27 protein-coding genes are annotated in these 25,350 nt (G+C 73.9%); 13 read left to right on the top strand and 14 right to left on the bottom strand.

Annotation, left to right across the window (positions count from 1 at the left end):
- Nucleotides 1-7 precede the first annotated feature (7 nt).
- The gene (locus tag ACZ466_RS05660; RefSeq protein WP_378284398.1) at nt 8-1,663 is read right to left on the bottom strand and encodes a glycoside hydrolase family 13 protein; all 1,656 of its coding nucleotides are present in this window, start codon (nt 1,661-1,663) and stop codon (nt 8-10) included.
- A gap of 167 nt (nt 1,664-1,830) precedes the next feature.
- On the opposite strand from ACZ466_RS05660, the gene ACZ466_RS05655 reads away from it, so the two are divergent.
- Nucleotides 1,831-2,343, top strand: coding sequence for a helix-turn-helix domain-containing protein (locus ACZ466_RS05655; protein ID WP_378284399.1), 513 nt, complete (start codon nt 1,831-1,833; stop codon nt 2,341-2,343).
- A gap of 43 nt (nt 2,344-2,386) precedes the next feature.
- On the opposite strand, the gene ACZ466_RS05650 is transcribed toward ACZ466_RS05655, so the two are convergent.
- From ACZ466_RS05650 to ACZ466_RS05640, 3 genes are all read right to left on the bottom strand, one after another.
- On the bottom strand, nt 2,387-3,250 hold the full coding sequence (locus tag ACZ466_RS05650; RefSeq protein WP_378284400.1) for a carbohydrate ABC transporter permease: 864 nt from the start codon (nt 3,248-3,250) through the stop codon (nt 2,387-2,389).
- On the bottom strand, nt 3,247-4,170 hold the full coding sequence (locus ACZ466_RS05645; protein ID WP_378284401.1) for a carbohydrate ABC transporter permease: 924 nt from the start codon (nt 4,168-4,170) through the stop codon (nt 3,247-3,249). The genes ACZ466_RS05650 and ACZ466_RS05645 overlap by 4 nt, the downstream gene beginning before the upstream one ends.
- 123 nt (nt 4,171-4,293) lie before the next feature.
- The gene (locus tag ACZ466_RS05640; RefSeq protein ID WP_378284402.1) at nt 4,294-5,607 is read right to left on the bottom strand and encodes an ABC transporter substrate-binding protein; all 1,314 of its coding nucleotides are present in this window, start codon (nt 5,605-5,607) and stop codon (nt 4,294-4,296) included.
- A 302-nt stretch (nt 5,608-5,909) separates the two neighbouring features.
- On the opposite strand from ACZ466_RS05640, the gene ACZ466_RS05635 reads away from it, so the two are divergent.
- Both ACZ466_RS05635 and ACZ466_RS05630 read left to right on the top strand, forming a co-directional pair.
- On the top strand, nt 5,910-7,535 hold the full coding sequence (locus ACZ466_RS05635; RefSeq protein ID WP_378284403.1) for an alpha-amylase: 1,626 nt from the start codon (nt 5,910-5,912) through the stop codon (nt 7,533-7,535).
- Nucleotides 7,536-7,737: 202 nt separating this feature from the next.
- Complete coding sequence (locus tag ACZ466_RS05630) at nt 7,738-8,397, top strand: GTP cyclohydrolase II (protein WP_378284477.1); 660 nt, start codon at nt 7,738-7,740, stop codon at nt 8,395-8,397.
- 11 nt (nt 8,398-8,408) lie between these two features.
- Here ACZ466_RS05630 and ACZ466_RS05625 read toward each other — a convergent pair whose 3' ends face one another.
- Complete coding sequence (locus ACZ466_RS05625; protein ID WP_378284479.1) at nt 8,409-9,098, bottom strand: CDP-alcohol phosphatidyltransferase family protein; 690 nt, start codon at nt 9,096-9,098, stop codon at nt 8,409-8,411.
- Between the two features lie 75 nt (nt 9,099-9,173).
- Between ACZ466_RS05625 and ACZ466_RS05620 the strand changes: the two genes are divergently transcribed.
- From ACZ466_RS05620 to ACZ466_RS05600, 5 genes are read left to right on the top strand one after another with little or no spacing between them, the layout of a single operon-like run.
- Entirely contained in the window at nt 9,174-10,190 is a 1,017-nt protein-coding gene (locus ACZ466_RS05620) for a zinc-dependent alcohol dehydrogenase (protein ID WP_378284404.1), read from the top strand.
- On the top strand, nt 10,168-10,566 hold the full coding sequence (locus tag ACZ466_RS05615; RefSeq protein WP_378284405.1) for a 6-pyruvoyl trahydropterin synthase family protein: 399 nt from the start codon (nt 10,168-10,170) through the stop codon (nt 10,564-10,566). The genes ACZ466_RS05620 and ACZ466_RS05615 overlap by 23 nt, the downstream gene beginning before the upstream one ends.
- On the top strand, nt 10,554-11,681 hold the full coding sequence (locus tag ACZ466_RS05610; RefSeq protein WP_378284406.1) for a glycosyltransferase family 4 protein: 1,128 nt from the start codon (nt 10,554-10,556) through the stop codon (nt 11,679-11,681). The genes ACZ466_RS05615 and ACZ466_RS05610 overlap by 13 nt, the downstream gene beginning before the upstream one ends.
- Entirely contained in the window at nt 11,678-12,514 is an 837-nt protein-coding gene (locus ACZ466_RS05605) for a class I SAM-dependent methyltransferase (RefSeq protein WP_378284407.1), read from the top strand. The genes ACZ466_RS05610 and ACZ466_RS05605 overlap by 4 nt, the downstream gene beginning before the upstream one ends.
- Nucleotides 12,511-13,728 (top strand): lysylphosphatidylglycerol synthase transmembrane domain-containing protein, encoded by a 1,218-nt coding sequence (locus tag ACZ466_RS05600; RefSeq protein WP_378284408.1) that lies wholly within the window; start codon nt 12,511-12,513, stop codon nt 13,726-13,728. Before ACZ466_RS05605 ends, ACZ466_RS05600 begins: the two co-directional genes overlap by 4 nt.
- Here ACZ466_RS05600 and ACZ466_RS05595 read toward each other — a convergent pair.
- Nucleotides 13,642-14,325 (bottom strand): creatininase family protein, encoded by a 684-nt coding sequence (locus ACZ466_RS05595; protein ID WP_378284409.1) that lies wholly within the window; start codon nt 14,323-14,325, stop codon nt 13,642-13,644. The two genes, ACZ466_RS05600 and ACZ466_RS05595, sit on opposite strands and share 87 nt — an antisense overlap.
- Nucleotides 14,326-14,374: 49 nt before the next feature.
- Nucleotides 14,375-14,815: a phosphatase PAP2 family protein gene (locus ACZ466_RS05590; protein ID WP_378284480.1), complete on the bottom strand. Its 441-nt coding sequence runs from the start codon at nt 14,813-14,815 to the stop codon at nt 14,375-14,377.
- Between the two features lie 113 nt (nt 14,816-14,928).
- Here ACZ466_RS05590 and ACZ466_RS05585 point away from each other — a divergent pair, with 113 nt between their 5' ends.
- The gene (locus tag ACZ466_RS05585) at nt 14,929-15,510 is read left to right on the top strand and encodes a DUF1349 domain-containing protein (RefSeq protein ID WP_378284410.1); all 582 of its coding nucleotides are present in this window, start codon (nt 14,929-14,931) and stop codon (nt 15,508-15,510) included.
- Here the strand turns inward: ACZ466_RS05585 and ACZ466_RS05580 are convergent.
- Nucleotides 15,464-15,910 (bottom strand): helix-turn-helix transcriptional regulator, encoded by a 447-nt coding sequence (locus ACZ466_RS05580; RefSeq protein ID WP_378284411.1) that lies wholly within the window; start codon nt 15,908-15,910, stop codon nt 15,464-15,466. The genes ACZ466_RS05585 and ACZ466_RS05580 overlap by 47 nt on opposite strands.
- 129 nt (nt 15,911-16,039) lie before the next feature.
- Here ACZ466_RS05580 and ACZ466_RS05575 point away from each other — a divergent pair, with 129 nt between their 5' ends.
- On the top strand, nt 16,040-16,963 hold the full coding sequence (locus ACZ466_RS05575) for a hypothetical protein (RefSeq protein ID WP_378284412.1): 924 nt from the start codon (nt 16,040-16,042) through the stop codon (nt 16,961-16,963).
- A 24-nt stretch (nt 16,964-16,987) separates the two neighbouring features.
- Here the strand turns inward: ACZ466_RS05575 and ACZ466_RS05570 are convergent, their stop codons facing one another.
- From ACZ466_RS05570 to ACZ466_RS05555, 4 genes are all read right to left on the bottom strand, one after another.
- Nucleotides 16,988-17,380: an Imm32 family immunity protein gene (locus tag ACZ466_RS05570; RefSeq protein WP_378284413.1), complete on the bottom strand. Its 393-nt coding sequence runs from the start codon at nt 17,378-17,380 to the stop codon at nt 16,988-16,990.
- A 36-nt stretch (nt 17,381-17,416) separates the two neighbouring features.
- A complete protein-coding gene (locus tag ACZ466_RS05565) occupies nt 17,417-18,595 on the bottom strand; it encodes an RNA polymerase sigma factor (RefSeq protein ID WP_464044005.1) in 1,179 nt (392 codons plus the stop codon).
- A 17-nt stretch (nt 18,596-18,612) separates the two neighbouring features.
- Nucleotides 18,613-18,963 (bottom strand): YciI family protein, encoded by a 351-nt coding sequence (locus ACZ466_RS05560; RefSeq protein ID WP_378284415.1) that lies wholly within the window; start codon nt 18,961-18,963, stop codon nt 18,613-18,615.
- A 135-nt stretch (nt 18,964-19,098) separates the two neighbouring features.
- Nucleotides 19,099-20,235, bottom strand: a complete 1,137-nt coding sequence (locus ACZ466_RS05555; protein WP_378284416.1) for an ROK family transcriptional regulator — start codon at nt 20,233-20,235, stop codon at nt 19,099-19,101.
- 144 nt (nt 20,236-20,379) lie between these two features.
- On the opposite strand from ACZ466_RS05555, the gene edd reads away from it, so the two are divergent.
- The 3 genes from edd to eda are packed head-to-tail and all read left to right on the top strand — an operon-like array spanning nt 20,380 to nt 23,818.
- A complete protein-coding gene (edd, locus tag ACZ466_RS05550; RefSeq protein ID WP_378284417.1) occupies nt 20,380-22,212 on the top strand; it encodes a phosphogluconate dehydratase in 1,833 nt (610 codons plus the stop codon).
- A complete protein-coding gene (gene glk, locus ACZ466_RS05545; protein ID WP_378284418.1) occupies nt 22,209-23,201 on the top strand; it encodes a glucokinase in 993 nt (330 codons plus the stop codon). Before edd ends, glk begins: the two co-directional genes overlap by 4 nt.
- Nucleotides 23,198-23,818, top strand: coding sequence for a bifunctional 4-hydroxy-2-oxoglutarate aldolase/2-dehydro-3-deoxy-phosphogluconate aldolase (gene eda / locus ACZ466_RS05540; protein WP_378284419.1), 621 nt, complete (start codon nt 23,198-23,200; stop codon nt 23,816-23,818). The genes glk and eda overlap by 4 nt, the downstream gene beginning before the upstream one ends.
- 35 nt (nt 23,819-23,853) lie before the next feature.
- On the opposite strand, the gene ACZ466_RS05535 is transcribed toward eda, so the two are convergent.
- Both ACZ466_RS05535 and ACZ466_RS05530 read right to left on the bottom strand, forming a co-directional pair.
- The gene (locus ACZ466_RS05535) at nt 23,854-24,327 is read right to left on the bottom strand and encodes a DUF1707 SHOCT-like domain-containing protein (protein ID WP_378284420.1); all 474 of its coding nucleotides are present in this window, start codon (nt 24,325-24,327) and stop codon (nt 23,854-23,856) included.
- Between the two features lie 6 nt (nt 24,328-24,333).
- Entirely contained in the window at nt 24,334-25,131 is a 798-nt protein-coding gene (locus ACZ466_RS05530) for a PadR family transcriptional regulator (RefSeq protein WP_378284421.1), read from the bottom strand.
- Nucleotides 25,132-25,350: the final 219 nt, after the last annotated feature.

Raw genomic sequence — 25,350 nt, 5'->3', positions numbered from 1 at the left:
CATAAACTTACCCGTCCCCGCTCTGCGCGCCCGTGTCCGTGACTTCGCACCATACGGCGGTGTCGGGCGGAAGGACCAGGCACTCGCCGTCCGGCCGGACCGGTCCACTGGCGAGCAGCGGACGGCCGTAGGAGGGGATCCGGGCGGTTCGCCCGCTCACGTTCACCGCGCAGGTGATCCGCCGCCCGCCGCCCTCGCGGGAGAAGACCAGCGTGCCGGGCGGGCCGACCAGCCAGCGCAGCGCCCCGTCCCCGAGCGCCGGATGCTCGCGCCGGAGCCGCAGCGCCGCCCGGTAGAGCGCGAGCATCGACTCGGGGTCCCGCGACTGCCGCTCGACCGTGAGCCCGGCCCACTCCGGCGGCATCGGCAGCCAGCTCGACCCGCCCGGAGTGAAACCGAAGGGCGGCTCCTCACCCGACCACGGCAGCGGCACCCGGCAGCCGTCCCGGCCCGACTCCGGGTCGCGGGCCCGCTGCGGATCCTGCAGGTACTCCTCCGGCAGGTCCAGGACCTCGTTCAGGCCCAGCTCCTCGCCCTGGTAGATGTAGGCCGAGCCGGGCAGCGCCAGCATCAGCAGCGCCGCCGCCCGCGCCCGCCGCAGGCCCACCTCGCCGTCCCCGTACCGGGTGACGTGCCGCTTCACGTCGTGGTTGGACAGCACCCAGGTCGACGGCGCGCCCACCTGCCCGGCGGTGAGCAGCGACGCGTCGATCACCTCCCGCTTGGCGCGCGCGTCCCAGTCCACGGTCAGGTAGTGGAAGTTGAACGCCTGGTGCAGCTCGTCCGGGCGCACGTACAGCGCGAGGCGGTCCTGCGTCGGCGCCCACGCCTCCGCAACGGCGATCCGCTCGCCGCCGTAGGAGTCCAGCAGGCGGCGCCACGACCGGTGGATCTCGTGCACGCCGTCCTGGTCGAAGTACGGCAGCACGGTACGGCCCAGCATCCTCACCTGGTCGGCGAAGCCCACGTCCGGCAGGCCGGGCGCCTTGACCATGCCGTGCGCCACGTCCACCCGGAAGCCGTCCACGCCCAGGTCGAGCCAGAACCGCAGCACGTCCTCGAACTCGGCGCGGACCTCGGCGTTCTCCCAGTTCAGGTCCGGCTGCTCGGGGGCGAACAGGTGCAGGTACCACTGCCCGTCCGGCAGGCGCGTCCAGGCGGGGCCGCCGAACACCGACTCCCAGTCGTTGGGCGGCAGCTCCCCGCCCTCGCCGCGGCCGTCGCGGACGATGTAGCGGTCCCGTTCGGGGGCGCCCGGCGCCGCCTCCAGCGCGGCCCGGAACCAGGCGTGCCGGTCGGAGGTGTGGTTGGGGACGACGTCCACGATGACCCGCAGCCCGAGCCCGTGCGCGTCCCGGACGAGCGCGCGGGCGTCCTCCAGCGTTCCGAAGATCGGGTCCACGTCCCGGTAGTCCGCGACGTCGTAGCCGAAGTCGGCCATCGGGGAGGTGTAGAACGGCGTCAGCCACACCGCGTCCACGCCCAGCTCGGCCAGATGGGGCAGCCGCGCGCGCACCCCGGCCAGGTCGCCGATGCCGTCCCCGTCGGAGTCGGCGAAGCTGCGGACGTACACCTGGTAGATGACCGCGTCACGCCACCACCGGGCCCGCGGCTCGCGCGGGCCCTCGGCGGCGGGCGTGACGTCGGCGATGTTCTGCGTCATCAAAGGACCTCCGAGGAAACCCCGGCCTTGAGGCCGGGGAGGAAGCGGACCCCTGCGGAACAAAGCAGGGAAAGGAGACTCGCTCCCCGGGGGCGAATGTCGGTTGACCAGGCACTATCCAGCACGTTCTCGTTCCTGTGTTCGAGTGTTCACGCTACGATCCTCGCGTGTCGCGTTACCGCCTGGCCCCGACGCCTGAGCAGGAGCAAGTCATGCTCTCGCATTGCGCGCACGCGCGGTACGTGTGGAACCTTGCGGTGGAGCAGCACGGTTTCTGGTCCCGGCACCGGCGATGCGGGGCGCCCGGCTACGGCGAGCAGTCCCGGCAGTTGACCGAGGCTCGTGCCGAGTTCGGGTGGTTGCGGGCGGGGTCGCAGACGGTGCAGCAGCAGGCGCTGCGTGATTTCGCGCAGGCGATGGGCAACTTCTTCGCCGGCACTCACCGCCGTCCGACCTGGCGCAGGCACGGGGTGCACGAGGGGTTCCGGCAGGTCGGCGTCAAGCCGCACCAGGTCGTGCGGTCGTCGCGTAAGTGGGCCGCCCCCACGAGACCAGACTCCTCTGCACGCTGGTGGGCACGGCGGCCGGACCGGCCGTCGCTGCGCGGGGACGCCCCGGGTCGCCGGAGCGGACGAACCGCGAACCCCAACCTGTCCTCCTCTCCTGAGGCCACGGGTTGAAATCCTTCTCGTTGACGAGGGGAGGAGGTCAAGGTGTCCTTTTCTACTTCACGCCGCCGGCCGCGAGACCCGCCACGATCCGGCGCTGGAATATCAGCACCACCACGACCAGCGGCACGGTGACGATCACCCCGGCCGCCATCTGGGTGCCGAACGGCTGGTCGAACCCGGAGACCCCGGTGAACTTGGAGATCGCCACGGTCGCCGTCTGCATCTCCTTCTCGTTCACCACCGACAGCGCAATGATGAACTCGTTCCACGTGGTGAGGAACGTGATGATGGCGGTGGTGAACACCCCGGGCGCGGCCAGCGGCACGATGATCTTCCGGAACGCCTGGCCGCGGCCGCAGCCGTCCACCATCGCGGCCTGCTCCAGCTCGAACGGCAGCTGCCGGAAGAAGGCGGTCAGCAGCCACACCGTGAGCGGCAGCGCGAACCCCAGGCTGGGCAGCACCATCGCCTGGTAGGTGTTGATCCACTCGATGTCGGTGAACAGCTTCAGCAGCGGGATCAGCTGGGAGATGCCCGGGAACATGGTCGTCCCGATGATGATCCCCAGGATCGCGTTCTTGAACGGGAAGTCCAGCCGGGCCAGCGCGTAGGCGGTGAACACGCCGATCACCAGGGTCAGCGCGGTGGTCGCCCCGGCGACCACGAAGCTGTTCACCAGCGCCCGGCCGAAGCCGTTCCCGCCGCCGAACACCGCGCCGAAGTTCTCCAGCGACCAGCGGACCGGGACGATCGAGTTGTCGAACTGGTCCTGCGGCCGCCGGAACGCCGACACGACCATCCAGTAGAACGGGACCAGGCAGTACAGCACCACGGCCGCGATGCCGGCGTACGGCAGGAGACGGCGCGCCCGGCGGGCCCGCGCCCGCGGCGGCGGTGCGGTGACGGCGGCGGTCATGCGGCCCGCCTCCTCTTCTTGGCGCCGCGGGTCTGCTGCCGGGCCTCGCCGATGATGTCGGCACCGAGCAGCTTCACGAACAGGTAGGAGATCACCGCGATGTAGACGAACAGGATCGTGGCGTAGGCGGCGGCCGAGCCGTACCGCAGGTTGTTCGCCTCGAACCAGGAGATCATCGTGAGCGTCTCCACGGACTTCTTGTTGACGCCGATCAGCACCGCCGGCAGGTCGAACATGCGCAGCACGTCCAGCATCCGGAACAGCACCGCGACCAGCAGCGCCGGCTTCACCAGCGGCAGCGTGATCCGCCAGAACCGCTGGAACGCGCCCGCGCCGTCCACCCGGGCCGCCTCGTACACGTCCCGGGGGATCAGCTGCAGCCCGGCCAGCACCAGCAGCCCGATGAACGGCGAGGTCTTCCACACCTCGGCGATCACGACGGCCAGCTTGGAGGCGAAGCCGTCGGCGGTCCACAGCACCTGGTGCCGGATGACCGCGTTGAACGCCCCGTCCGCCTGGAAGATCCAGCGCCACAGCAGCCCGGAGATCGCGGTCGGGATCGCCCACGGCACCAGCACGCTGGCCCGCACCAGGCCGCGGCCGCGGAACGCCCACGCCATGATCAGCGCCATGCAGACCCCGATCACCGTCTCCAGCGTCACGGTGGTGACGGTGAAGAACGTGGTGTTGGAGAAGGCGTTCCAGAACGCGTCGGAGCGCTCCCCGGCGAAGACCGCGGTGTAGTTGTCCAGGCCGGCGAACCGCTCGCCCTCGACCACGAAGCCGTCGGCGTCCAGGCTCTGGCCGCGGGTGAACAGCGACTCGCGGAACCCGGCGACCACCGGGTAGCCGACCACGAGCGCCAGCACCAGCAGCGTCGGCGACAGCAGCAGCGCGGCCAGCCGGCGCGAACCCGACACGTCCTTCCTGGGCTTCCGAGGACTGCGGGGCGTGCCGGGGCTCCCGGGCGTCGTCCGGTGCGGGGCCTGCTCCGTCTCAGGGGACGCGGCCATCCGCCTCATCTCTCTGCGCGCCATCACCGATCACTGCGCCGTGGTGAGCTGCCCCAGCTTGGACTGGAGGCCGGTCAGGGCCTGGCCGGTGGACGTCCTGCCGCCGAGCGCGTCGTACACCGCGCCCTGGATCGCGGAGGTGACGTCGCCGTACTTCACCGCCGACGGGCGCGACTTCGCCTTCTCGATCGCGGTCTTCAGCGTCGGCAGGAAGGCGTACTTCTTCACCATGTCGGGGTCGTCGTAGAGCGCCGCGACGGTGGGGGCCTGCGAGGTGGCCAGCGAGTTCGCCTTCTGCTGGGCGCCGTCGGCCATGTACTTGATGAAGTCGAGCGCGGTCGCCTTGTTCTTGGCGAACGCGGAGATCGCGTAGTTGTGGCCGCCCAGGTTGGCGGCTCCGGGGCCGTTCGGGCCCGGGATCGGCGCGACCCCGAACCTGCCCGCGACCTTGGACGAGCCGTCGGTCTTGTTCGCCAGGTCGTACTGGTACGGCCACTGCCGGTGGAAGAGCACCTTGCCCGCCTGGAAGTGGCGGCGCCCGCCCTCGCCGTCCAGGGTGAGCGCGGCCTTGGGCATCCGGCCGTCCTTGACCGCCTTCACCAGGAAGTCGAGCCCGGCCTTGGCCTGCGGGGTGTTCACGGTCGGACGGCCGTCGGGCCCGACGATCGTCCCGCCCGCGCTGTTGATCGCCTCGGCGGTGGAGACGGTGAGGCCCTCGGTCTTGCCGACCTCGGTGAGGAAGCAGTCGACGCCCTTGCCCTCGGGCAGCGCCTTCACCTTGTCGCAGGCGGCCCACATCGCCTGCCACGTGCTGGGCGGGTCGGCGACGCCCGCCTTCTCCAGCAGGTCGGTGCGGTAGTAGAGGAGGCCGGCGTCGGAGGTCAGCGGCATCGCGAACAGGCGGCCGCGGTACTCGCCGGTGGTGACGGTGGCGGGCAGCAGCTTGGAGGTGTCGAGGCCGCCGGGGCCTTCGGGCAGCTGCGCCAGCCACCGGTTGGCGGCGAACTCGGCGGTCCACACCACGTCGAGGTTGAGGATGGAGTAGGCGTCGGACCTGGTGGTGGCGTTCTGGATCATCTGCTGGCGCTGGTCGTTGGGCTCGTCGGGCAGCTCGATGACGCGGGCCTGCTGGTCGGGATGGGCCCGGTTCCAGGCGTCCACCATCTTCTGCATGTTGCCGGAGCGGTCCTTGCCCGTGGCCAGGGTGATCGGGCCGCGGCCGGTGAGCGGGGCGCCGGCCGCGGCCTTGCCGTCGCCCTCGGACGGGCCGCCGTCGCCTCCGCCGCACGCGGCCAGGGTGAGCGTGAGTCCGGCGAACGCGCAGGCCAGGGGGGTGCGCCGCATGGGGTCCTCCTCGAAGTGGGCGCCTGGTGTGCCGGGACCGTAGCAACGTTCTTGCAAACCGGTAAATCCCTTGCAGAAACTTTCTGCAGGATCGTGGCCGGACCGTTATCTCGACCGCGTCTCGGCGCCGTGGGTGGGGTCTCTGGGGCCATTGGGGAGGGGGCGGGTGGTATTTGGCTGCAATTTCTTGCTGAAGTCTTGCAAGAGGCGCCATCGGCTGTAACCATCCGGCACACGGAACGACTCCTGCCGTGACCACGCCCTCGGGGGACCCCCGCCCCACCCGTACAGGAGGCACGCAGATGGGATCGAGATCCAGAACGCGCCGCAAGGCCGCCGCGTCCGCCGTCGTGCTGGCGGCCGCCGCCATGGCGCCCACCACCGCCGCCGCGCCCGCCGCGGCCGCTCCCCCCACCGCGGCCGCTCCGCCCGGCGACCGGACCGTCATGGTCCAGCTCTTCCAGTGGAAGTGGGCCGACGTGGCGAAGGAGTGCGAGACCTTCCTCGGCCCGAAGGGGTTCGGCGCCGTCCAGGTCTCGCCGCCGCAGGAGCACATCGTCCTGCCGAACGCCGGTCAGGGCGGCTACCCGTGGTGGCAGGACTACCAGCCGGTCGGCTACCCGGGCCCCGGTTTCGCGACGCTCACCACCCGCCGCGGCGACGCCACCGCGTTCCGCGACATGATCCGGCGCTGCCACGCCTCGGGCGTGAAGATCTTCGCGGACGCCGTCATCAACCACACCACCGGAAGTTCGAGCGGCACCGGCAGCGCCGGGACGTCCTTCCCCGGCAAGTACACCTACCCCGGCACCTTCTCCGACGCCGACTTCCACACCTGCCGCCGCGACATCGCGAACTACGGCGACCGCTGGGAGGTGCAGAACTGCGAACTCGCGAGCCTCGCCGACCTCCGCACCGACGACGCCGGCTACGTCCGCCCCCGCCTCGGCCGCTACCTCAAGGACCTGGCCTCGCTCGGCGTGGACGGCTTCCGCATCGACGCCGCCAAGCACATGCCCGCCGCCGACATCGCCGCCATCCTCGGCGAGATGCGCGGGCAGATCGCCGCCGACCCCGCCTTCCCCGCGGACGGCACCCGCGACCCGTACGTCTACCAGGAGGTCCTGTACGGGGCCGGCGAGCCGGTGAAGCCGTCGGAGTACCGCGGCAACGGCGACCTCAAGGAGGTCCAGGCGATGAACTTCATCTCGCAGAAGTTCTGGACGACCTCCGACGCCGGAAACCGCCTCCACCAGTTGCACGCCTTCCCGAACAACTGGGGCGAGGACATGGAGCCCGGCGGCAAGGCCGTCGTGATGGTCGACAACCACGACAGCCAGCGCGACGCCCTCTCCGGCCGCCGCATCCTCACCTACAAGAACGGCGCCGCCTACCGGCTGGCCAACGTGTTCATGCTCGGCTGGGACTACGGCACCCCGCTGGTGATGTCCAGCTTCGCGTTCACCCAGCGCGACACCAGCCCGCCCACCTACGGCGGCGGCACGACCAAGGACGTGTCCTGCAACGGCACCGAGTGGGTCTGCGAGCACCGCTCCAGCGAGATGGCCGACATGGTCGGCTTCCGCAACGCGGTCGGCGGCGCGCCCGTCAACAAGGCCGACGACGCCCCCGAGCAGGACTGGTACACCGACTACGCGGAGGGCGGACCCGGCAACAAGATCGCGTTCAGCCGGGGCGACCGGGGCTACGTCGTCATCAACCGCGACGAGGGCACCGGCTGGAACCGCATGTTCCGGACCCGGCTGCCCGCCGGACGGTACTGCGACGTGATCGGGGGCGGGCACGACCCGTCCGCCGGGACGTGCGCGCCGTCCCACGTCGTCACGGTCGCCGCCGACGGCACGTTCACCGCGAACGTCCCGAGCATGACCGCCCTCGCCCTGCACGTGGGCGCCCGGCTCGGCTGACCGGGCGGCACGTCCCCGCGACCGCCGGGTGGGCCCGTTTCCGGCACCGTTTCCCGCACGGTTTTCCGCACGGCCCACCCGGCTCTGGCGTGCCCGAGTTCCCCCATGTCCCCCGAGTCGTCAATTATGTGTGGTTCGGCGCAACCGAGCAGGCGGACCGTTACGTACCAGTGGTGAGGTACCGACGGTGACGAGGGGGAAGATGCGCGACCACGCCATTGGCTACGAGGACATCGCGGAGGCCGAGCTCGTGACCCGGAGGGGAACCTTCCGGGCCGTGGCGTTCCGCGATCCGGTGGACGGCAACGAGCACATGGCCCTGGTACGGGGCGAACCGGGGGCGCGCGACAGCGCCCTGGTGCGGGTGCATTCGGAGTGCATGACAGGAGACATCTTCGGGGCGACGCGCTGCGAGTGCGGTGACCAGCTCGGCGCGGCCCTGGACGCGATCGTCCGCGAGGGCGCCGGAGTGCTGGTCTACCTGCGCGGCCACGAGGGACGCGGGATCGGGCTGGTCGCGAAGGTGCGCACCCACATCCTGCAGGACGAGCAGGGCCTGGACACCGTCGACTCGGCGACCGCGCTGGGCCTGCCGGTGGACGTCCGGGACTACGGCCCGGCCGCGCGGGTGCTGCGGCATCTGGGGATCGGCCCGGTGCGGCTGATGACGAACAACCCCGACAAGGTGGGCGCGCTGGAGGCGTGCGGGATCGAGGTGGCCGCGCGGGTCCCGCTGCTGGTGAAGGCCAGCGACGACAACGTCGCCTACCTCACCGCCAAGCGGGACCGGCTCGGCCACGACCTGCCGCAGCTCGACGCCTTCCCGGGCGCCCGGCTGGGCGAGGCGAGCGGGTCGGCGTGAGCGGCGGGCCCTCAGGGCGCCGCGACCTGCTCGGCGACCTTCTCACCGCCGCGCCCGGCGCGCCCGGCGCGTCCGGCGCGTCCGGCGCGCTTGGCGGCCTCGCCGGTGGCGGGCGCGTGCGCGTCGCGCCACAGCCCCGCGATGTCGCGGCCGAACGACCACAGCAGCGCGGCCAGCGCGGCGACGACCGCGGCCACCGCGACGGGACCGGGCAGCGCGCCCGATCCGGCCGCGACCAGCACGATGCCCTGGACCGCCGCGACGGTCTTGCGGGCGAAGCTGGGCGGCAGCGGCCCGCGCAGCCACGGCAGCGACCAGGACGCGGCGACGAACGCGTACCGCATCGCGCCGATCGCCGGCACCCACGCGCCGAGGGACGCGGCGACGTGCACGCTCAGCACCAGGACCAGGAACGCGTCGGTCTCCATGTCGAAGCGGGCGCCGAAGGAGGAGACGGTTCCGGTGCGGCGGGCGACCTGCCCGTCCACCCAGTCCAGCGCCAGGGCGACGGCGGCCACGGCGGTCAGCGCCGCGACGGCCGAGCCGTCCACCACCAGTGCCGTCACGACGCCGGTGAGGACGGCGCGGGCCAGGGTGACGCGGTCGGCGGGGCCGAACGGGCCGCGCCTGCAGCGGTGGAGGATCGCCCAGAGGGCGACCGCGTACAGGGCCCCGGCCAGCCAGGCCAGCGGAGTGATCATCACGTCGGTTCGTCGTCCTTTCGGGATCGCCTGGAACCGTACTCCCAGGGGAACGGCCGTCCGGGAGGGACGACGATGGAACGTACGGCTGCACTCGCCTTCTGGGTACGTGAACCCGGCCGTGGTGAGATCAATTCTGTGGAAATGGCCGAACGTGGGCCGAAAGATGTCCTAGTTCGTACGCTTTTTTCGGGGGTGAGCCGGGGGACCGAGGCGCTGGTCTTCCGCGGCGGCGTCCCGGCGAGCCAGCACGAGGCCATGCGCGCCCCGTTCCAGGAGGGCGACTTCCCGGGACCGGTCAAGTACGGCTACCTCAACGTCGGCGTGGTGGAGGAGGGGCTGCCGCACCTGCTCGGCCGCACCGTCTTCTGCCTCTACCCGCACCAGACCCGGTACGTCGTCCCGGCCGCGGCCGTCACGCCCGTGCCCGACGACGTGCCGCCCGGCCGCGCCATCCTGGCCGGCACCGTGGAGACCGCCGTGAACGCCGTGTGGGACGCGGCGCCGCTGGTCGGCGACCGGATCGCGGTCGTCGGCGGCGGGATGGTCGGGTGCGCGGTCGCGGCCGTGCTCGCCGGGATCCCCGGCGCCCGGGTGCAGCTGGTCGACGCCGACCCGTCCCGCGCCGAGGTCGCGCGGGCGCTCGGCGTCGGATTCGCCCCGCCCGGCGACGCCGCCGGCGGATGCGACCTGGTCGTGCACGCCAGCGCCACCGAGGCGGGGCTGGCCCGCTCGCTGGAACTGCTCGCCGACGAGGGCGAGGTCATCGAGCTGAGCTGGTACGGGGACCGGGCGGTGCGCGTCCCGCTGGGGGAGTTCTTCCACTCCCGGCGGCTGACCGTGCGGGCCAGCCAGGTCGGCGCGGTGTCCCCGGCCCGCCGGTCGCGCCGCACCCACGCCGACCGGATGGAGCTGGCGCTGCGGCTGCTGGCCGACCCCCGGTTCGACGCGCTCGTCACCGGGGAGAGCGGCTTCGCCGACCTGCCCCGCGTGCTGCCCCGGCTCGCGTCCGGCGACCTGCCGGCGCTGTGCCACCGCATCGTCTACGCACCGGTCGAGGAGGCCGCCCTTGTTCAGCGTCACCGTCCGTGACCACTTCATGATCGCGCACAGCTTCAGCGGCGAGGTCTTCGGACCCGCGCAGCGACTGCACGGCGCGACGTACCTGGTCGACGCGGCGTTCCGCCGGCCCGAGCTGGACCCCGACGGGCTCGTGGTCGACATCGGGCTGGCCATCCGCGAGCTGGGCGCCGTCCTCGCGGAGTTCAACTACCGCAACCTCGACGACGTGGCCGACTTCGCCGGGGTCAACACCTCGACCGAGTTCCTCGCCAAGGTCGTCGCCGACCGGCTCGTGGAGCGGATCCGCGCGGGCGCCCTGGGCGAGCACGCCCACGGGCTGGCGGGACTCACCGTCACCCTGCACGAGTCGCACGTCGCGTGGGCGAGTTACGAGTGCACGCTGTGACGGCGTTGCGGGAGATCCACCCGCGCGACATTCACATCGTGCTGCCCGGCGACGTGGACGACCCGTCCGTGCCCAGCGGCGGCAACGTCTACGACCGGCGCGTCTGCGAACGCCTGGCCGCCGCCGGGCGGACCGTGCGGGAGACCGCCGTCCCGGGCGCCTGGCCGCTGCCGGACGGCACGGCCCGCGACGCGCTGGCCCGCGCCCTCGCCGCGCTGCCCGACGGGTCCGCGGTGCTGCTGGACGGGCTCGTGGCCTGCGGCGTCCCGGAGGTCGTCGTGCCGGAGGCGCGGCGGCTGGCGCTGGCCGTCCTGGTGCACCTGCCGCTGGCCGACGAGCCGGGCCCCTCCGACCTGGACGAGCGGGAGCGGGCGACGCTGCGCGCGGCCGCCGCCGTCGTCACCACCAGCCCGTGGGCGTCCCGCCGCCTGATCCGGCACCACGGCCTCGACCCGGCCCGGCTGCACGTCGCCGAACCGGGCACCGACCCCGCGCCGCTCGCGCCCTCCGGCGGGGAGGGGACGCGGCTGCTGTGCGTGGCGTCGCTGACCCCGCGCAAGGGCCACGACCTGCTGGTCGAGGCGCTCGCGACGGTGTCGGACCGGCCCTGGACCTGCGAGTTCGTCGGGCCGCTGCGCCGCGACCGCGCCCACGCCGACCGGATCGCCGGGCTCGTGCGCGAGTACGGCCTCGGCCGCCGCGTCCACGTCGCCGGGCCGCTGGGCGGGGCGGCGCTGGACGAGGCGTACGCCGCCGCCGACCTGGTCGTGCTGCCGTCCCGCGCCGAGACCTACGGCATGGTCGTGGCCGAGGCGCTGGCCCGCGGCCTTCCGGTGCTGGCCACCTCCGTCGGCGGCGTGCCGGGCACCCTGGGACGGGCGCCCGGCGGCGAGATCCCCGGGCTGCTCGTGCCGCCGCGGGACGTCGGCGAGCTGGCGTCCGCGCTGGGCCGCTGGCTCGACGACGCCGAGCTGCGCCACCGCCTGCGCGGTGCGGCCCTGGCCCGCCGCGAGACGCTCCCCGCCTGGGACGGCACCGCGCGCCGCCTCGCCGCCGTCCTGGACGGCCTCCGCGCCCCCGTGGCGGACGGCCCCGGCCTGAGGGAGGCCCGGTGAACCTTCCGGACGCGGCCCGCTTCACCCCCGACTGGCTGGCGCTGCGCGAGCCCGCCGACGCCGGCGCCCGCGCCGCCGAACTGCTGGCCCCGCTGCGCGCGCACCTGGCCCGCACGGCCGCGGCCGCGCCCCTGGTCGTCCGCGACCTCGGCTGCGGGACCGGCGCGCAGGCCCGCTGGCTCGCCGGGCGGCTGCCCTTCCCGCAGCGCTGGATCCTGCACGACCGCGACCCCGGCCTCCTCGCCCGCGCCCGCGCGAGCCTGCCCCCGTCCCTCCCGGCCGAGGCGCGCGAGGGCGACGTCACCGCGCTGACCGCCGCCGACCTGGCCGGGACCACCTCCCTGGTGACCGCCTCCGCGCTGCTCGACCTCCTCACCTTCGACGAGGTGGACGATCTCGCCGCCGCGGTCACCGGGGCGGGCTGCCCCGCCCTGCTGACCCTCAGCGTCGTCGGACGGGTCACCCTGCATCCCTACGACCCCCTGGACACCGTGATCACCGCCGCCTTCAACGACCACCAGCGCCGCTCCACCGGAGGCCGCCGCCTCCTCGGACCGGACGCCGTCACCGCCGCCGCCGGGGCCTTCGGGCGCCGCGGCGCCACCGTCCGCACCGGCCCCAGCCCGTGGCGGCTCGGCCCCGGCCAGGCCGCGCTGGCCGCCGAATGGCTGCGCGGCTGGGTCGCCGCCGCCTGCGAGCAGGAGCCCGATCTGCCCGGTGAGGAGTATCTGCGGCGCCGCCTCGACGCGTGCGCCGCCGGGAACCTGAGCGTCGTCGTCCACCACCGCGACCTCCTCGCACTGCCCGCGTCCGGCGGAGGTGAGGCGTCATGACCGGACGGAGCGACGGCATGGACACCCTCCTCCCCGCCGCGCGGCTCGCGCACGCGACGCACGCGACGCACGCGACGCGCACGGCGCGCACGGCGCGGGTCAGGCGCGCGAGGGCCCTCGCGCACGGCGAGACCGCCACGACGGGGGCGGACGAGGTCGCGGGCGGCGACGCGTCCCCTCGCCGGCGGGCGGGCCGCGGGCGGGCCGGGTACGGTCCCTGGCTGCGCACGCTCGCCGGGGCCGCCATCATCGGCGCGCTCATCTGGTGGCACAGCGCCGACGCCTTCGTCGCCGCGCTCGGTTCGATCACCGCCGGCTCGGTCGCGGCCGCGCTCGGCGTCGGCCTGCTGACCACCGTGTTCAGCGCCCTGCGCTGGCGGCTGGTCGCGCGCCGCCTGGGCCTGCGGCTGCCGTGCGGCGCCGCCGTCGCCGACTACTACCGGGCGCTGTTCCTGAACGCGGTGCTGCCCGCCGGGGTGCTCGGCGACGTGCACCGCGCGGTCAGCCACGGCCGCGACGCCGGCGACGTCGGCCGGGCCGTGCGCGCCGTCGTCCTGGAACGCCTCGCCGGCCTGATCGTCGTCATCGTGGCCGGGGCCGCCGTGCTGCTCGCCCAGCCCGCGCTGCTCGCCGCCATGGCCCCCGGCCTCCTCGGCCCGGCCGCCGTCGTCGCGGCGGGCGGTCTCGCCGTCGCGGCCGTCGTCGTCCTCGCCCGCGGCCGACTGGGGCGCGCGCTCTCCGCGGCCACGGCCGACGCCCGCCGCGTCCTGCTCGGCCGCGACACCTGGCCGGGGATCGTGCTGCTGTCCGCCGCCGGGTTCGCGGGCCACATCTCCCTGTTCCTGGTCGCGGCCCGCGTCGCCGGGGCGGACGCGCCGCTCACCCGGCTCCTCCCGCTGGTCGTGCTGGCGCTGCTGGCGATGGGCCTGCCGCTGAACGTCGGCGGCTGGGGGCCGCGCGAGGCCACCATGGCGCTGGCGTTCGGCGCCGCCGGGCTCGGCGCCGGTCAGGGCCTGGCCGTCGCCGTGGTGTACGGGGCGCTCACGCTCGTCTCCAGCCTTCCCGGCGCCGCCGTGCTCGCCGTCCGGGCCCTCCCCGCCCTCCGCGCCCCCCGCGCCGCCCCGGCGCTAGCGGTCGAGGGCGCGCAGGTGGTCCCCGAACGCCGTGACGAGCGCACCGAGAAGGTCCCGGCCCTTACGGGAGGAGGCCAGTGACGGACGCCCGACGACCCCCGAGTCGGTGTACTCGTCCAGTCCCAGGGTGAGCAGGTGCCGCCGGTCGCCGGCCACCACGTCGCCCGTCTCGTACCCCGGCAGCACCAGCTCGGGATGGGCGTGCAGCAGGATCGAGGTCTCGATCTCCCCGGCGTGCATGTCCTCGTCGACGGACGTGCGGATCCCGGCGGCGGTCACCGCGTCCGCCCAGTCCTGCACGCCGGGGAACAGGGCCATGTCGCCGCCGGCCTCCTGCACGAGGTTCCCCAGCACGTAGTTGCCGCCGTGCCCGTTCACCAGGACCAGCTTGGGCACCCCGGCCCGGCGCAGCGACTCCGCCACGTCCCGGACGACCGCGTACAGCGTCGCGGCCGAGACGCTCACCGTCCCGGGCCAGGCCGCGTGCTCGTGCGAGCAGGAGATCGTCACCGGCGGCAGCGTCCGGACCGGGTGGACGGCCGCGATCTCCCGGGCGAGCGTGCAGGCGATCACGGTGTCGGTGGCCAGCGGCAGGTACGGCCCGTGCTGCTCGAAACTGCCCACCGGCAGCAGCGCCACGGCGGCGTCCCGGCCGGCCTCGTCGGCGGTGGTCGTCATCGGAAGGAGGTACGCGCTCGCATCTGGACCCATGCCGACCGATTTTTCCTTATTCCGGCCCGGCCGGCACCCGCCCGGGAACCCGTGCCGCGGCGCGGGGACGCCCGAGGGCGGCCACGGCCACGGCGCCGCCGAGGAGCGCCGCGGCCACCATCCCGTCCAGCCAGTAGTGGTTGGCGGTGACGACCACCACCAGCACCGTCGCGGGCGCGTGCAGGGCCACCACCCAGCGCCACGGGCTGCGCGACACCCGCAGCACGGCCAGCACGACCAGCAGCGCCCAGCCGATGTGCAGCGAGGGCATCGCGGCGTACTGGTTGGCGAGGCCGTCCGCCGCCGCTTGTACACGGCGAACAGGGCCAGCAGCAGGGCGGCCTCGGTGAGCAGCGGCCGCACCCGCGCCGCCAGGCCGAGGGGCCCCACCCGCCTGAACGGGATCGCTTCGTTCGCCATGCCGGGTGCCTTCCGTACGAGCCTTCCGCGCCGACATCACCACCCTCGCCGTGAACGCCCCGCCGGACAGGAGACCCACCACCCGGACGGAGGAGCCCGAACCCCCCGATCCGTGGTGGACTTAACCCCACCCCCGGTGAAGGAGGAGCGTTGCGACCGATCCCCTGGGACGACGGCACGTGGCTCAACCCGCCGCCCTCGGCCGTCCGCGACGGCGGCGACCTGCTCGTCACGGCGGAGCGCGGCAGCGACTTCTGGCAGACCACCTCCTACGGCTACGACCGCGACTCCGGGCACGCCCTGCTCGCCTCCCTGGGCCCCGAGGCCGCCGTCGAGGCGTCGTTCGCCGCCGCCTTCACCGAGCAGTTCGACCAGGCCGGGCTGCTGGTCCGGCTCGACGAGCGGACCTGGATCAAGGCCGGGGTCGAGTTCGCCGACGGCGTCGCGCAGGCCGGGGCCGTCGTCACCCGCGACCGCTCCGACTGGTCGACCGGGCCCGTACCGGACTGGACGGGCCGTACCGTCACGATCCGGGCCAGCCGCAGCGGCAACGCCGTCACCGTCCGCGGCCGTGCCGAGGACGAACCGTGGCGGATGCTGCGCGTCGCGCCGTTCCCGGAGGGCGTCCCGGCCACGGCCGGGATCTACTGCTGCGCTCCAGAACGGTCTGGCCTGACCGTGCGCTTCACCCGCCTGGCGTTCGGCCCTCCGGACCGTTCCCTTCACGGCTGAGCTTCCCGTTCCTGACCGGCCGGCTGTAGATCCTGGTGATGCAGGTGGGGAGCGCGTCGTCCCACTGGTGGGAACGCGCCTTGTAGGCGCTGGGGCACTCGCCGACCAGCTCGGTGAACCGGGTGCTGAACGTGCCCAGCGACGAGCAGCCCACGGCGAAGCAGACCTCCGTCACCGTCAGGTCGCCGCGCCGCAGCAGCGCCTTGGCGCGTTCGATCCGCCGCGTCATCAGGTAGCTGTAGGGCGTCTCGCCGAACGCTGCGCGGAAGCTCCGGGAGAAGTGCCCGGGCGACATCAGGGCCGTGCGCGCCAGTGCCTCCACGTTCAGCGGCTGCGCGTACTCGCGGTCGATCCGGTCGCGTGCCCGCCGCAACCGCACCAGATCCTCAACCGAAGCCACCGCCCCAGCATCCCATCCGCCACCGACATCCGGACCCCGCGGGCCGCCCGGCCGGGACCGGCCGCCGCGGGCGGGCCGGATGCGCGGGTTGTTGCACGGGCAAGGGCCCGGCGCTGCGATCATGAACGGGTGAACGACGCATGGACAGTCCTGCCCTTCGAGGGCCTGGCGGGTGTGGTCCCGGAAGGGATCGGCCTCGGCGGCCGCCGCTCGGAGATCGCCGGACGCCTCGCCACGGCGTTCGGCCGCGGCCTGGGGGAGCGGCAGCTGTTCCGGAAGGCGCCCTGGGCCACCGGCCTGTGCGAGCAGTACGCGGACGGCGGCCTCATCCTCTTCTTCGACGACGTCGACCGGCTCGTCTACCTGGAGCTGTACGAACCGGCCCCGGTCTCCTACGCCGGTGTCGCGCTGCTGGGGCGCGACACCGGCGCGGTCATCGCGGACCTGGCCGCCGCGGGCTGCCGCCTCGTGGAGGGCGAGGAGGGGTACGACGTCCCCGACGCGGGGTTCAACCTGACCGGTGAACCCGGACTGCCGGTGGAATCGGTCGGGATCTACGCGAAGAACCCCGCCGAGAGCCTGCTGGGCATGTCGGGCGAGGAGCCCGTCGAGGCGATCTCCGAGCACCACCTGGTGTCGGGCAAGGGGACGCGGATCGTCCAGCTCGGCCAGGACAGGCTGCGCCTGCGCTCCGTGCTCGGACCCGCCCAGCAGAGCCGTCCCGACTACGGCGGGGAGAACCAGGACTGGTACTTCGACCACGGCCTGATCCTGGGATTCGACGGGGACGACCGCCTGATCTCCCTCGCCATCAGCTATGTCGGCCGTACGGGCACGGCGTGGTTCAACGGCGTGCAGCTTCTCGACCGCCCCTATGACGAAGTGGTCGCCGACCTGGGGGCGCAGGGCGTGCGGGTCGAGCGCGAGGCCCTGGGAGGACGCGCTCCCGAGCACGGCTTCGCGCTGCATCTCATAGGACTGCGGAACCCCGCGATGCCGGTCGTCGCCGTTTCCTTCACCGCCGAGAACGAGTCTGGCCACGACCAGAGCTGAGCCCGCGCCTTGGGGCGGACGACGTCATCGCCTGGGCATGCCGCCCAGCGGGCTGTTCACGACCATGGGGGCTGAACCCTCTTCAAGATAGGGGTGGTCTGGATAGTGCTCGATGTGGACGTGGCCGCCGTCCGTTGAAGCGGCCATGTCCTCGAGGACGTCGGCCAGCACGCCCAGGTGCTCGCGGTCGCCGCTGATGGTCAGGGTGCGGCCCCCGGCATCGGCGGTGAGAAGGACGAGGCCGTCCGCCGTGCGGACCGTCACCCGCGTGAGCGCGATCTCCCCGTAGGGGGAGGCGCCCTCCTCGGCCGGAAGCGTCCCGTCGCCGGACGCCACCAGCGAGGCCAGGCGCGACAGGCCGGCACGGTCGGACGACACGTCCACCATCGCGGTCGGCGGATGGAACATCAGTCTCATCCGCGCGATTCTCCTACGTTCGCAGCGTCGCAGTGGTCACAGCGCGCGGAGTCGGCGGCGCAGGAAATCGCGTTCGGCGCCGTTGTCCGTGCGGGCGATGGCGGCCTCGTACGCCTGGGCGGCCTCGAACGTCCGGTCCAGGCGGCGCAGGAAGTCGGCCCGGACGGCGTGGAACAGGTGGTAGCGGTCGAGATCGAGATCGTCCAGGAGGGCGAGGGCGGCCTCGGGTCCGTCGACCTCGGCCACGGCCACGGCGCGGTTGAGCGCCACGACCGGCGTCGGCGCGATCGCCAGCAGCTGGTCGTACAGCCGGAGGATCTGCCGCCAGTCGGTGGGCGGCGACTCGCTGTGCACCGCGTTGATCGCCGCCTGGATCTGGTACGGGCCCGGCCGCCCGCGGCGCAGGCAGCGGCGCACGAGCTCCCGCCCCTCCCCGGCCAGGTCGCGGTCCCAGAGGGCGCGGTCCTGGTCGGCGAGCAGGACCAGGCGGCCCTCCCCGTCCGTGCGGGCCGCGCGCCGCGACTCCTGGAGCAGCATGAGCGCCAGCAGCCCCAGGGCCTCCGGCTCGTCCGGCATGAGCCCGGCCAGGAGACGGCCCAGCCGGACGGCCTCGGCGCAGAGGTCCGCGCGGATCAGCCGGTCGCCGGAGCCCGCCGCGTACCCCTCGTTGAAGATCAGGTACAGCACGGCCAGCACGGCGCGGAGGCGGCCGGGCAGGTCGGCCTCGTCCGGCACCCGGTACGGGATCCGCGCGTCGCGGATCTTGTGCTTGGCGCGCACCAGCCGCTGCGCCATGGTCGGCTCGGGGACCAGGAACGCCCGCGCGATCTCGCCCGTCCCGAGTCCGCCGAGCAGCCGCAGCGTGAGCGCGACCTGGACGTCGGTCGCCAGAGACGGATGGCAGCAGGTGAAGATCAGCCGGAGCCGGTCGTCGTGCACGGGACCCTCCTCCGTGGAGCCCTCGGCCCGCAGCAGGGCGGCCTGCGCATGCCGGTCCTCGCGGGACGCCTCGCGGCGCAGCCGGTCCAGGGCCCGGTTCCGCGCCGTGGTGATGATCCAGCCCGCGGGGCTGGGCGGCGTGCCGTCCACCGGCCAACGCCGGACGGCCGCGGCGAACGCGTCCTGGACCGCCTCCTCGGCGAGGTCGATGTCGCCGAAGCGGCGGACCAGGACGGCCACCGCGCGCCCGTACTCCTCGCGGAAGACGCGCTCGATCCGCGGTGCCTCGGGGGTCAGTGCGATCCGTCCTGGAACGGCCGCACCTCGACCGGCAGCGTCGTCGCGCGTGACAGCTTCCGCCCCCATTCGAGCGCCGCGTCGAGGTCCTCGGCCCTGATCACGGTGAGGCCGCCGAGGACCTCCTTCCCCTCGGTGAACGGGCCGTCGGTCAGCAGCGGCTCGCCGTCCTTGGTCCGGACGACGGTGGCGGTCTCCGGGGCGTGCAGGCCGCCGGCGAAGACCCAGGCGCCGGCCGCGTGCATCTCCTCGTTGACCCTGCCCACCTCCCGCATGATCGGCTCGAGGAACTCGGGCGAGGGGGCGGGACCGGCGGGCTGGTAGATGCTGAGCAGATAGTGCTGCATGTCTCCTCCTTGCGAGTCCGTACGAGTCCGTGCGAGCCCGGAGCCGTTCCGGGTGCTCACCCTCTACACGAACGCCTTCCGCCCAGATCGACAGCCGACACCGCACTTTCCGAAAAAAGGCGTCCGGACCGGGGATCAGGCGGGGGAGGGGGCGGCGGCGGCGAGGGCGGTGTCGACGGCCTCGGGGGTCAGGATGTGGTCCAGGACCAGGGCCGCGCAGCCGATCAGCCCGGCGGTGTCGCCCAGGCGGCTGGGCTCGATGCGCAGGCGGCGGGTCGCCAGGGCCGTGGCGCGCTGGTAGACGACCTCGCGGACGCCCGCGATCAGCGGTTCGTACGCGCCGGTCAGGTCGCCGCCGAGCAGCACCACCGCCGGGTTGAGCAGGTTGACCGCGCCCGCGACGACCTCCCCGACGCGGCGGCCCGCCTCCCGGACGAGGGTCACGGTCTCCGGGTCGCCCGCGCGGGCGAGGGCGACCAGCGCGGCCAGGTCATCGGCGGCGGGGGAGCGGGCGAGCAGCGCGGCGCCGCCCGCGACGGCCTCCACGCAGTCGAGGTTGCCGCAGCGGCAGCGGACCCCGCCGCCGTCCCGCACCGGGATGTGGCCGATCTCCCCGGCCGCGCCGAGCGCGCCGCGCTGCACCCGGCCGCCGGCGATCAGCCCGGCGCCGACGCCGGTGGAAAGCTTGACGAACAGCAGGTCGCCGGTCTCCTGGCGGAACCGGGACTGGTACTCGCCCAGCGCCGCGATGTTGACGTCGTTGTCGAGGTAGGCGGGGACGCCGAAGCGCTCGGTGATGGGCGGGCCCACCGGGAAGCCCTCCCAGCGGGCGGGGGCGAACTCCACGGCGTCGGGCACGCCGATGCCCGCTCCGCGCACCGCGGCGACGCCGGTCCCTTCGAGGAGCCGGGCCCACTCGGTGAGCAGGCCGGGGAGGGTCGCCTCCGGGGTCCGGCCGGTGGTGATGCCGGCCTGGGCGAGGATCGTCCCGGCCAGGTCGGTGACGGCGACCTGGCCGCGCGACCGGCCCAGGTTGGCGACCAGGAGGGCGCCTCCGGAGGCGTTGAACGACAGCCGCGCGGGGGGACGGCCGCCGGTGGACGGGCCGTCGGCGCTCTCGGCGACCAGGCCGTGCGCGATCAGCGCGTTCACCCGGAGGGCCACGGCGGGCCGGGAGAGGCCGGTGACGCGGCCGATTTCGGCGCGGGTGGCGACGCCCTCCTCGCGGATTAGGCGGAGCACGTCCCCGCTGGACGACGGGCGTCGTGTCATCCGGTCAGTGAAGCATGGCCGTGAGGCTGTCACAAGCTCGCCCACTTTTGTTAATCGCCATGCCTAAGTAGGTTGTGATGCTTGCCCGAAGGGCTTAGTTTTGCCGAAGTCCTCCTCCCCCCGGCCGAGAGCAGGAGCGTCCCCATGACAGGCTCACCGCAGGCAGGCACACCGCGGGCAGCTGCACCGCACCCCGTCGTCGCGCGGGTCACCGAGCGCGTCGCCGAGCGCAGCGCGGCGCGGCGCGCCGCCTACCTGGGCCGGATCGCGGAGGCGCGGAGCCAGGGCCCCGCCCGCGCAGGGCTCGGCTGCGCCAACCTCGCGCACGGCTTCGCCGCCTGCGGCCCCACCGAGAAACTGCAGCTCAGGGGGACGACGGCGAAGAACATCGCGATCGTGTCGGCCTACAACGACATGCTGTCGGCCCACCAGCCGCTGCACGGCTACCCCGAGCGGATCAAGGCCGCCGTCCGGGACGCGGGCGGCACCGCCCAGTTCGCCGGGGGCGTGCCCGCCATGTGCGACGGGATCACCCAGGGCCGCGCGGGCATGGAGCTGTCGCTGTTCAGCCGGGACGTGGTCGCCATGTCCACCGCCATCGCCCTCGCGCACGACATGTTCGACGGCGCCCTGATGCTCGGCGTCTGCGACAAGATCGTGCCCGGCCTGGTGATCGGCGCGCTGTCGTTCGGGCACCTCCCGGTGATCCTGGTCCCGGCCGGGCCGATGGCCTCCGGGCTGCCCAACGCGGAGAAGGCCAGGGTCCGCAAGCGGCACGCGGCGGGCGAGATCGGCCGCGAGGAGCTGCTGGCCGCCGAGGCCGCCTCGTACCACTCGCCCGGGACGTGCACCTTCTACGGCACCGCCAACTCCAACCAGATGCTGATGGAGGTCATGGGCCTCCATCTGCCGGGCGCCAGCTTCGTCCCGCCGGGCACGCCGCTGCGCGACGCGCTCACCGACGAGGCCGCGCGGCGGGTGCTGCGGCTGACCACGCCGGTCGGGGAGATGCTGGACGAGCGCGCGTTCGTGAACGGCGTCGTCGCGCTGCTCGCCACCGGCGGCTCCACCAACCACACGCTGCACCTGGTCGCCATGGCCGCCGCCGCGGGCATCGAGCTGACCTGGGACGACTTCGACGAGCTCTCCTCGGTCACCCCCCTGCTGACCCGGCTGTACCCCAACGGCACCGCCGATGTGAACCACTTCCACGCCGCGGGCGGCACCGCCTTCCTCATCGGGCAGCTCGCCGACGCCGGGCTGCTGCACGAGGACGCGCGCACCGTCGGCGGCGAGACCCTGGCCGCCTACCGCCGCACCCCGGAGCTCACCGCCGAGGGCATGACCTGGGTTCCGGCGCCCGCCGTCTCGGGCGACCCCGAGGTGCTCCGCCCGGTCGACGAGCCGTTCGACGCCCAGGGCGGCCTGAACACCGTGCGCGGCAACCTGGGCCGGGCCGTGATCAAGGTGTCGGCCGTCCGGGACGAGCACCGCGCGATCGAGGCGCCCGCCCGCGTCTTCGACTCCCAGCAGCAGCTCCAGGACGCCTTCGCCGCGGGCGAGCTGGACGGCGACCTGGTCGCGGTCGTCCGGTTCCAGGGGCCGCAGGCCAACGGCATGCCCGAGCTGCACAAGCTGACCCCGCCGCTGTCGGTCCTGCAGGACCGCGGCCACCGGGTCGCGCTGGTCACCGACGGCCGCATGTCGGGCGCGTCGGGCACGGTCCCGGCGGCCATCCACGCCTCCCCTGAGGCGGCCGCCGGCGGCCCCCTGGCCCGCGTCCGGGACGGGGACGTGATCCGGCTCGACGCCGGCAAGGGCCTGCTGGAGGTCCTCGTCCCCGACGAGGAGTTCGCGGCCCGCGAGCCCGCCGCGTCGACCGCCCCGCCCGGCGACGCGGGCACGGGCCGGGAGCTCTTCGCGGCCTTCCGCCGGGCGGTGGGCCCCGCCGAACGGGGTGCCGGGGTCTTCGCATGACCGGGTACCCGTGGCTGGTCGCGGACGTGGGCGGCACCAACGCCCGCTTCGCCCTGGTCGAAGGGCCGGGGCGGCCGCCCGCCCGGATCCGCGCCCTGCCCACGCGCGACCACGCCGGTCTCGCGGAGGCCGCCGCCGCCTACCTCGCCGGCCTCGACGCGCGCCCCGCGGCGGGCTGCCTGGCGATCGCGGGCCCGGTCGCGGACGGCCGCATCAGGCTGACCAACGCGGGCTGGGTCCCCGACTCCGTTGACCGGATCCGCGCCCACCTGGACCTTCCCGACCTTGAGGTCGTCAACGACTTCGCCGCGCTGGCCCTCTCCCTCCCGCACCTGGACCCTCGGCGGGATCTGCGTCCGATCGGCGCCGCCTCACCGCCCGCCGCCGACGGCACCGCCCCTCTGGCCGTCCTGGGCCCGGGCACGGGTATGGGCGTGGCCGCCCTGGTCCCGGTACCAGGGGCGGCGACCCGCTGGATCCCGCTGCCCGGTGAGGGCGGCCACGTGGACGTGCCCGCCGCGACCGACCTCGAGATCGAACTGATGCGCCTGCTCCGCGCCGAACTCGGCGTGGGCAACGCCGAGTACCTCCTCTCCGGCGACGGCCTGACCCGCATCCACCGCCTCCTGGCCCTGATCCACGGAATCAAGACCGCCCCCCTTACCCCCGCCCAGATCACGCAGGCGGACGACGCCCTGCGCGCAGAGGCGGTCGAGGTCTTCTGCGGACTGCTCGGGTCCTTCGCGGGGAACGTCGCGTTGACGCTCGGCGCGCGCGGAGGGGTGTACCTCGGCGGCGGTATCCTGCCGCGGATCGCCGACACGCTGGAGGCCAGCGGGTTCCGGCGCCGGTTCGAGGGCAAGCCGCCGGTTGAGGACTTCCTGCGGGCCATCCCGACCGCGCTCATCGTCCATCCGCATCCGGCGCTCGTCGGTGCCGCCGCGCACCTCGCCCGAAGCCGTGACACCTCATTCCTGGAGCCCGTGTGAAAGCCGAAGAACTGCTGGACCTCGCCCCGGTCGTGCCCGTCGTGGTGCTGGACGACCCGGACGCGGCCGTACCGCTGGCAAGGGCGCTGGTGGCGGGAGGGCTGCCGGTCATCGAGGTCACGCTCCGCACCGAGGGCGCCCTCGCCGCCATTGAGCGGATCGCCGCCGAGGTGCCGGACGCCGTCGTGGGCGCGGGCACGATCGTTCAGCCCGAGGACGCGGAGCGTTCGGCGCGGGCGGGCGCGCGTTTCCTGGTCAGCCCCGGTTGCACCGGCCGTCTCCGCGAGGCGATGACGGCGACGGCGCTGCCGTTCCTGCCCGGAGTTTCCAGCGCCTCGGAGGCGATGGCGCTGCTGGAGCACGGGGTGACCGCGATGAAGTTCTTCCCGGCGGAGGCGGCCGGGGGCGCGCCGTACCTGAAGGCGCTGAACGGCCCGCTGCCCCAGATCCGCTTCTGCCCGACCGGCGGCGTCACCCAGGACAACGCCACCCGCTACCTGGGCCTCCCCAACGTGGGCTGCGTCGGCGGCAGCTGGCTGACCCCGGCCGACGCCGTCCGGGACGGCGACTGGGACCGGATCGAGGACCTGGCCCGCAAGGCCGCCGCCCTCCGCTGAGGCCCCCGGCCGCGGGGCCGGGGGCGTGTCCGGCCCTAGCGGGGGCGGGTGCGGCGGACGGCGACCGCCAGGACGATCGCCTTGACCGTCCAGACCAGCAGCGCCAGTTGCAGCACCGCCAGCATCGCCGCGCCCGGCCCGACGGTGAAAGCCACGATCATGAACACGCCGATCATCAGCGGGAACGCCGGGAACGGGCCGTGCCGGTGGCCGTGGCGACGGGCCGGATGGCCGTGCGCCCACGCCGCTTGCGGCCCGCCGTGCGGGTGCCACGGCGCCGGGTGGCCGTGCCCGCGGGCCCGGGACGGTTCGGGCAGGCCGTTGTCCCCGGGCAGGTCGCGGACGACCGCCTTGAGATCGCCCTGGGTCTTGGCGGCCAGTGTCGCCGTGAGCCGCTCGTCGAGCTCCTCGCGGTCGAGGCGGCCCGCGGCGAAGTGCTCGTGCAGAGCCGCCGTCACCGCGTCGCGCTCGGCGTCACCGATGCGCATGTCGTCCAGACGGGTCGTCACCGTCGTTCACTCCTCCGGGGTGTCGCGGGTGGTGGGGCCCGGATCGGCCTCGTCGTCCTCGGCCAGGATGAGGTAGAGCCTGCGCCGGGCGTCGGCCAGCACCTCCTTGGCCTGGGCGACCTGCTCCGGCGACCCCGAGTGGACGACCTGCATCAGCGCGGCGCCGGTCTGGGCCGCGTGCTTGAACAGGTCGGGCACGCCCTCGCCGAAGTCGGGCGTCATCTCCGCCCAGGGCTCCGACAGCTCGTCGGCGTGCTCGGCGACGTGCGCGCGGCCCTCGTCCGTCAGCTGGAACGTCTTGCGCCCGCCGTCCTCCTCACTGCGGATGAGCCCCTCGTCGGCCAGCTGCTGCAGCGCCGGGTAGACCGCGCCGGGGCTCGGCTTCCAGCCGCCGCCGCTGCGTTCGTTGATCTCCTGGATGATCTGGTAGCCGTTGCGCGGCTCCTCGGCCAGCAGCGCGAGGACGGCCGCGCGCACGTTCCCCTTGCGCGCCCTCGGCCCCCGTCCGCCCGGGCCCTTGGCCCACGGTGGACGGCCCCGGCCCCACGGGCCGCCCCAGGGGCCAGGCCCGGGAGGCGGACCCCACGGCCCCGGGCCGCCGCCGAAGAACCATCCGAAACCGCCCGGTGCGTCACCGCGGGCCTTCGGGCCGCAGCCGGCCGCCCAGCCCCGTGCGTGCCCGTGCTCATGCCCGCGCTCATGCCCGCGCGCCGCGTGCGCCGCCAGGTGGGCGGCCTTCGCGCCGAGCGCCGCCGCGGCGAAGGCCCAGCGCAGGTCCGGACCCGGTCCGTGCGTCGTCCCCATGTTCTCCACCGCCTTCCGAGATCCCTCTTTGATCTCTCGCGATACGACAACGATATATCGAAGACGAACGCAGAGGCCAGTAGGTTCCCGCGGTCGCTGCGGGGAAGTGAACGACCCGGGAGGCGTGCCGTCCGGCGGCCTCCGCGTGCGAACGTCCTGGCAGGAGGGGTGGGACCGGCGGGGACAAGATAACTTGATATCGAGATAAATCAGAGATAG

Source organism: Actinomadura rugatobispora, from assembly GCF_055379765.1.
The sequence above is the reverse complement of the archived record's forward strand: the minus strand, read 5'-3'. Positions and strand labels throughout refer to the sequence as shown.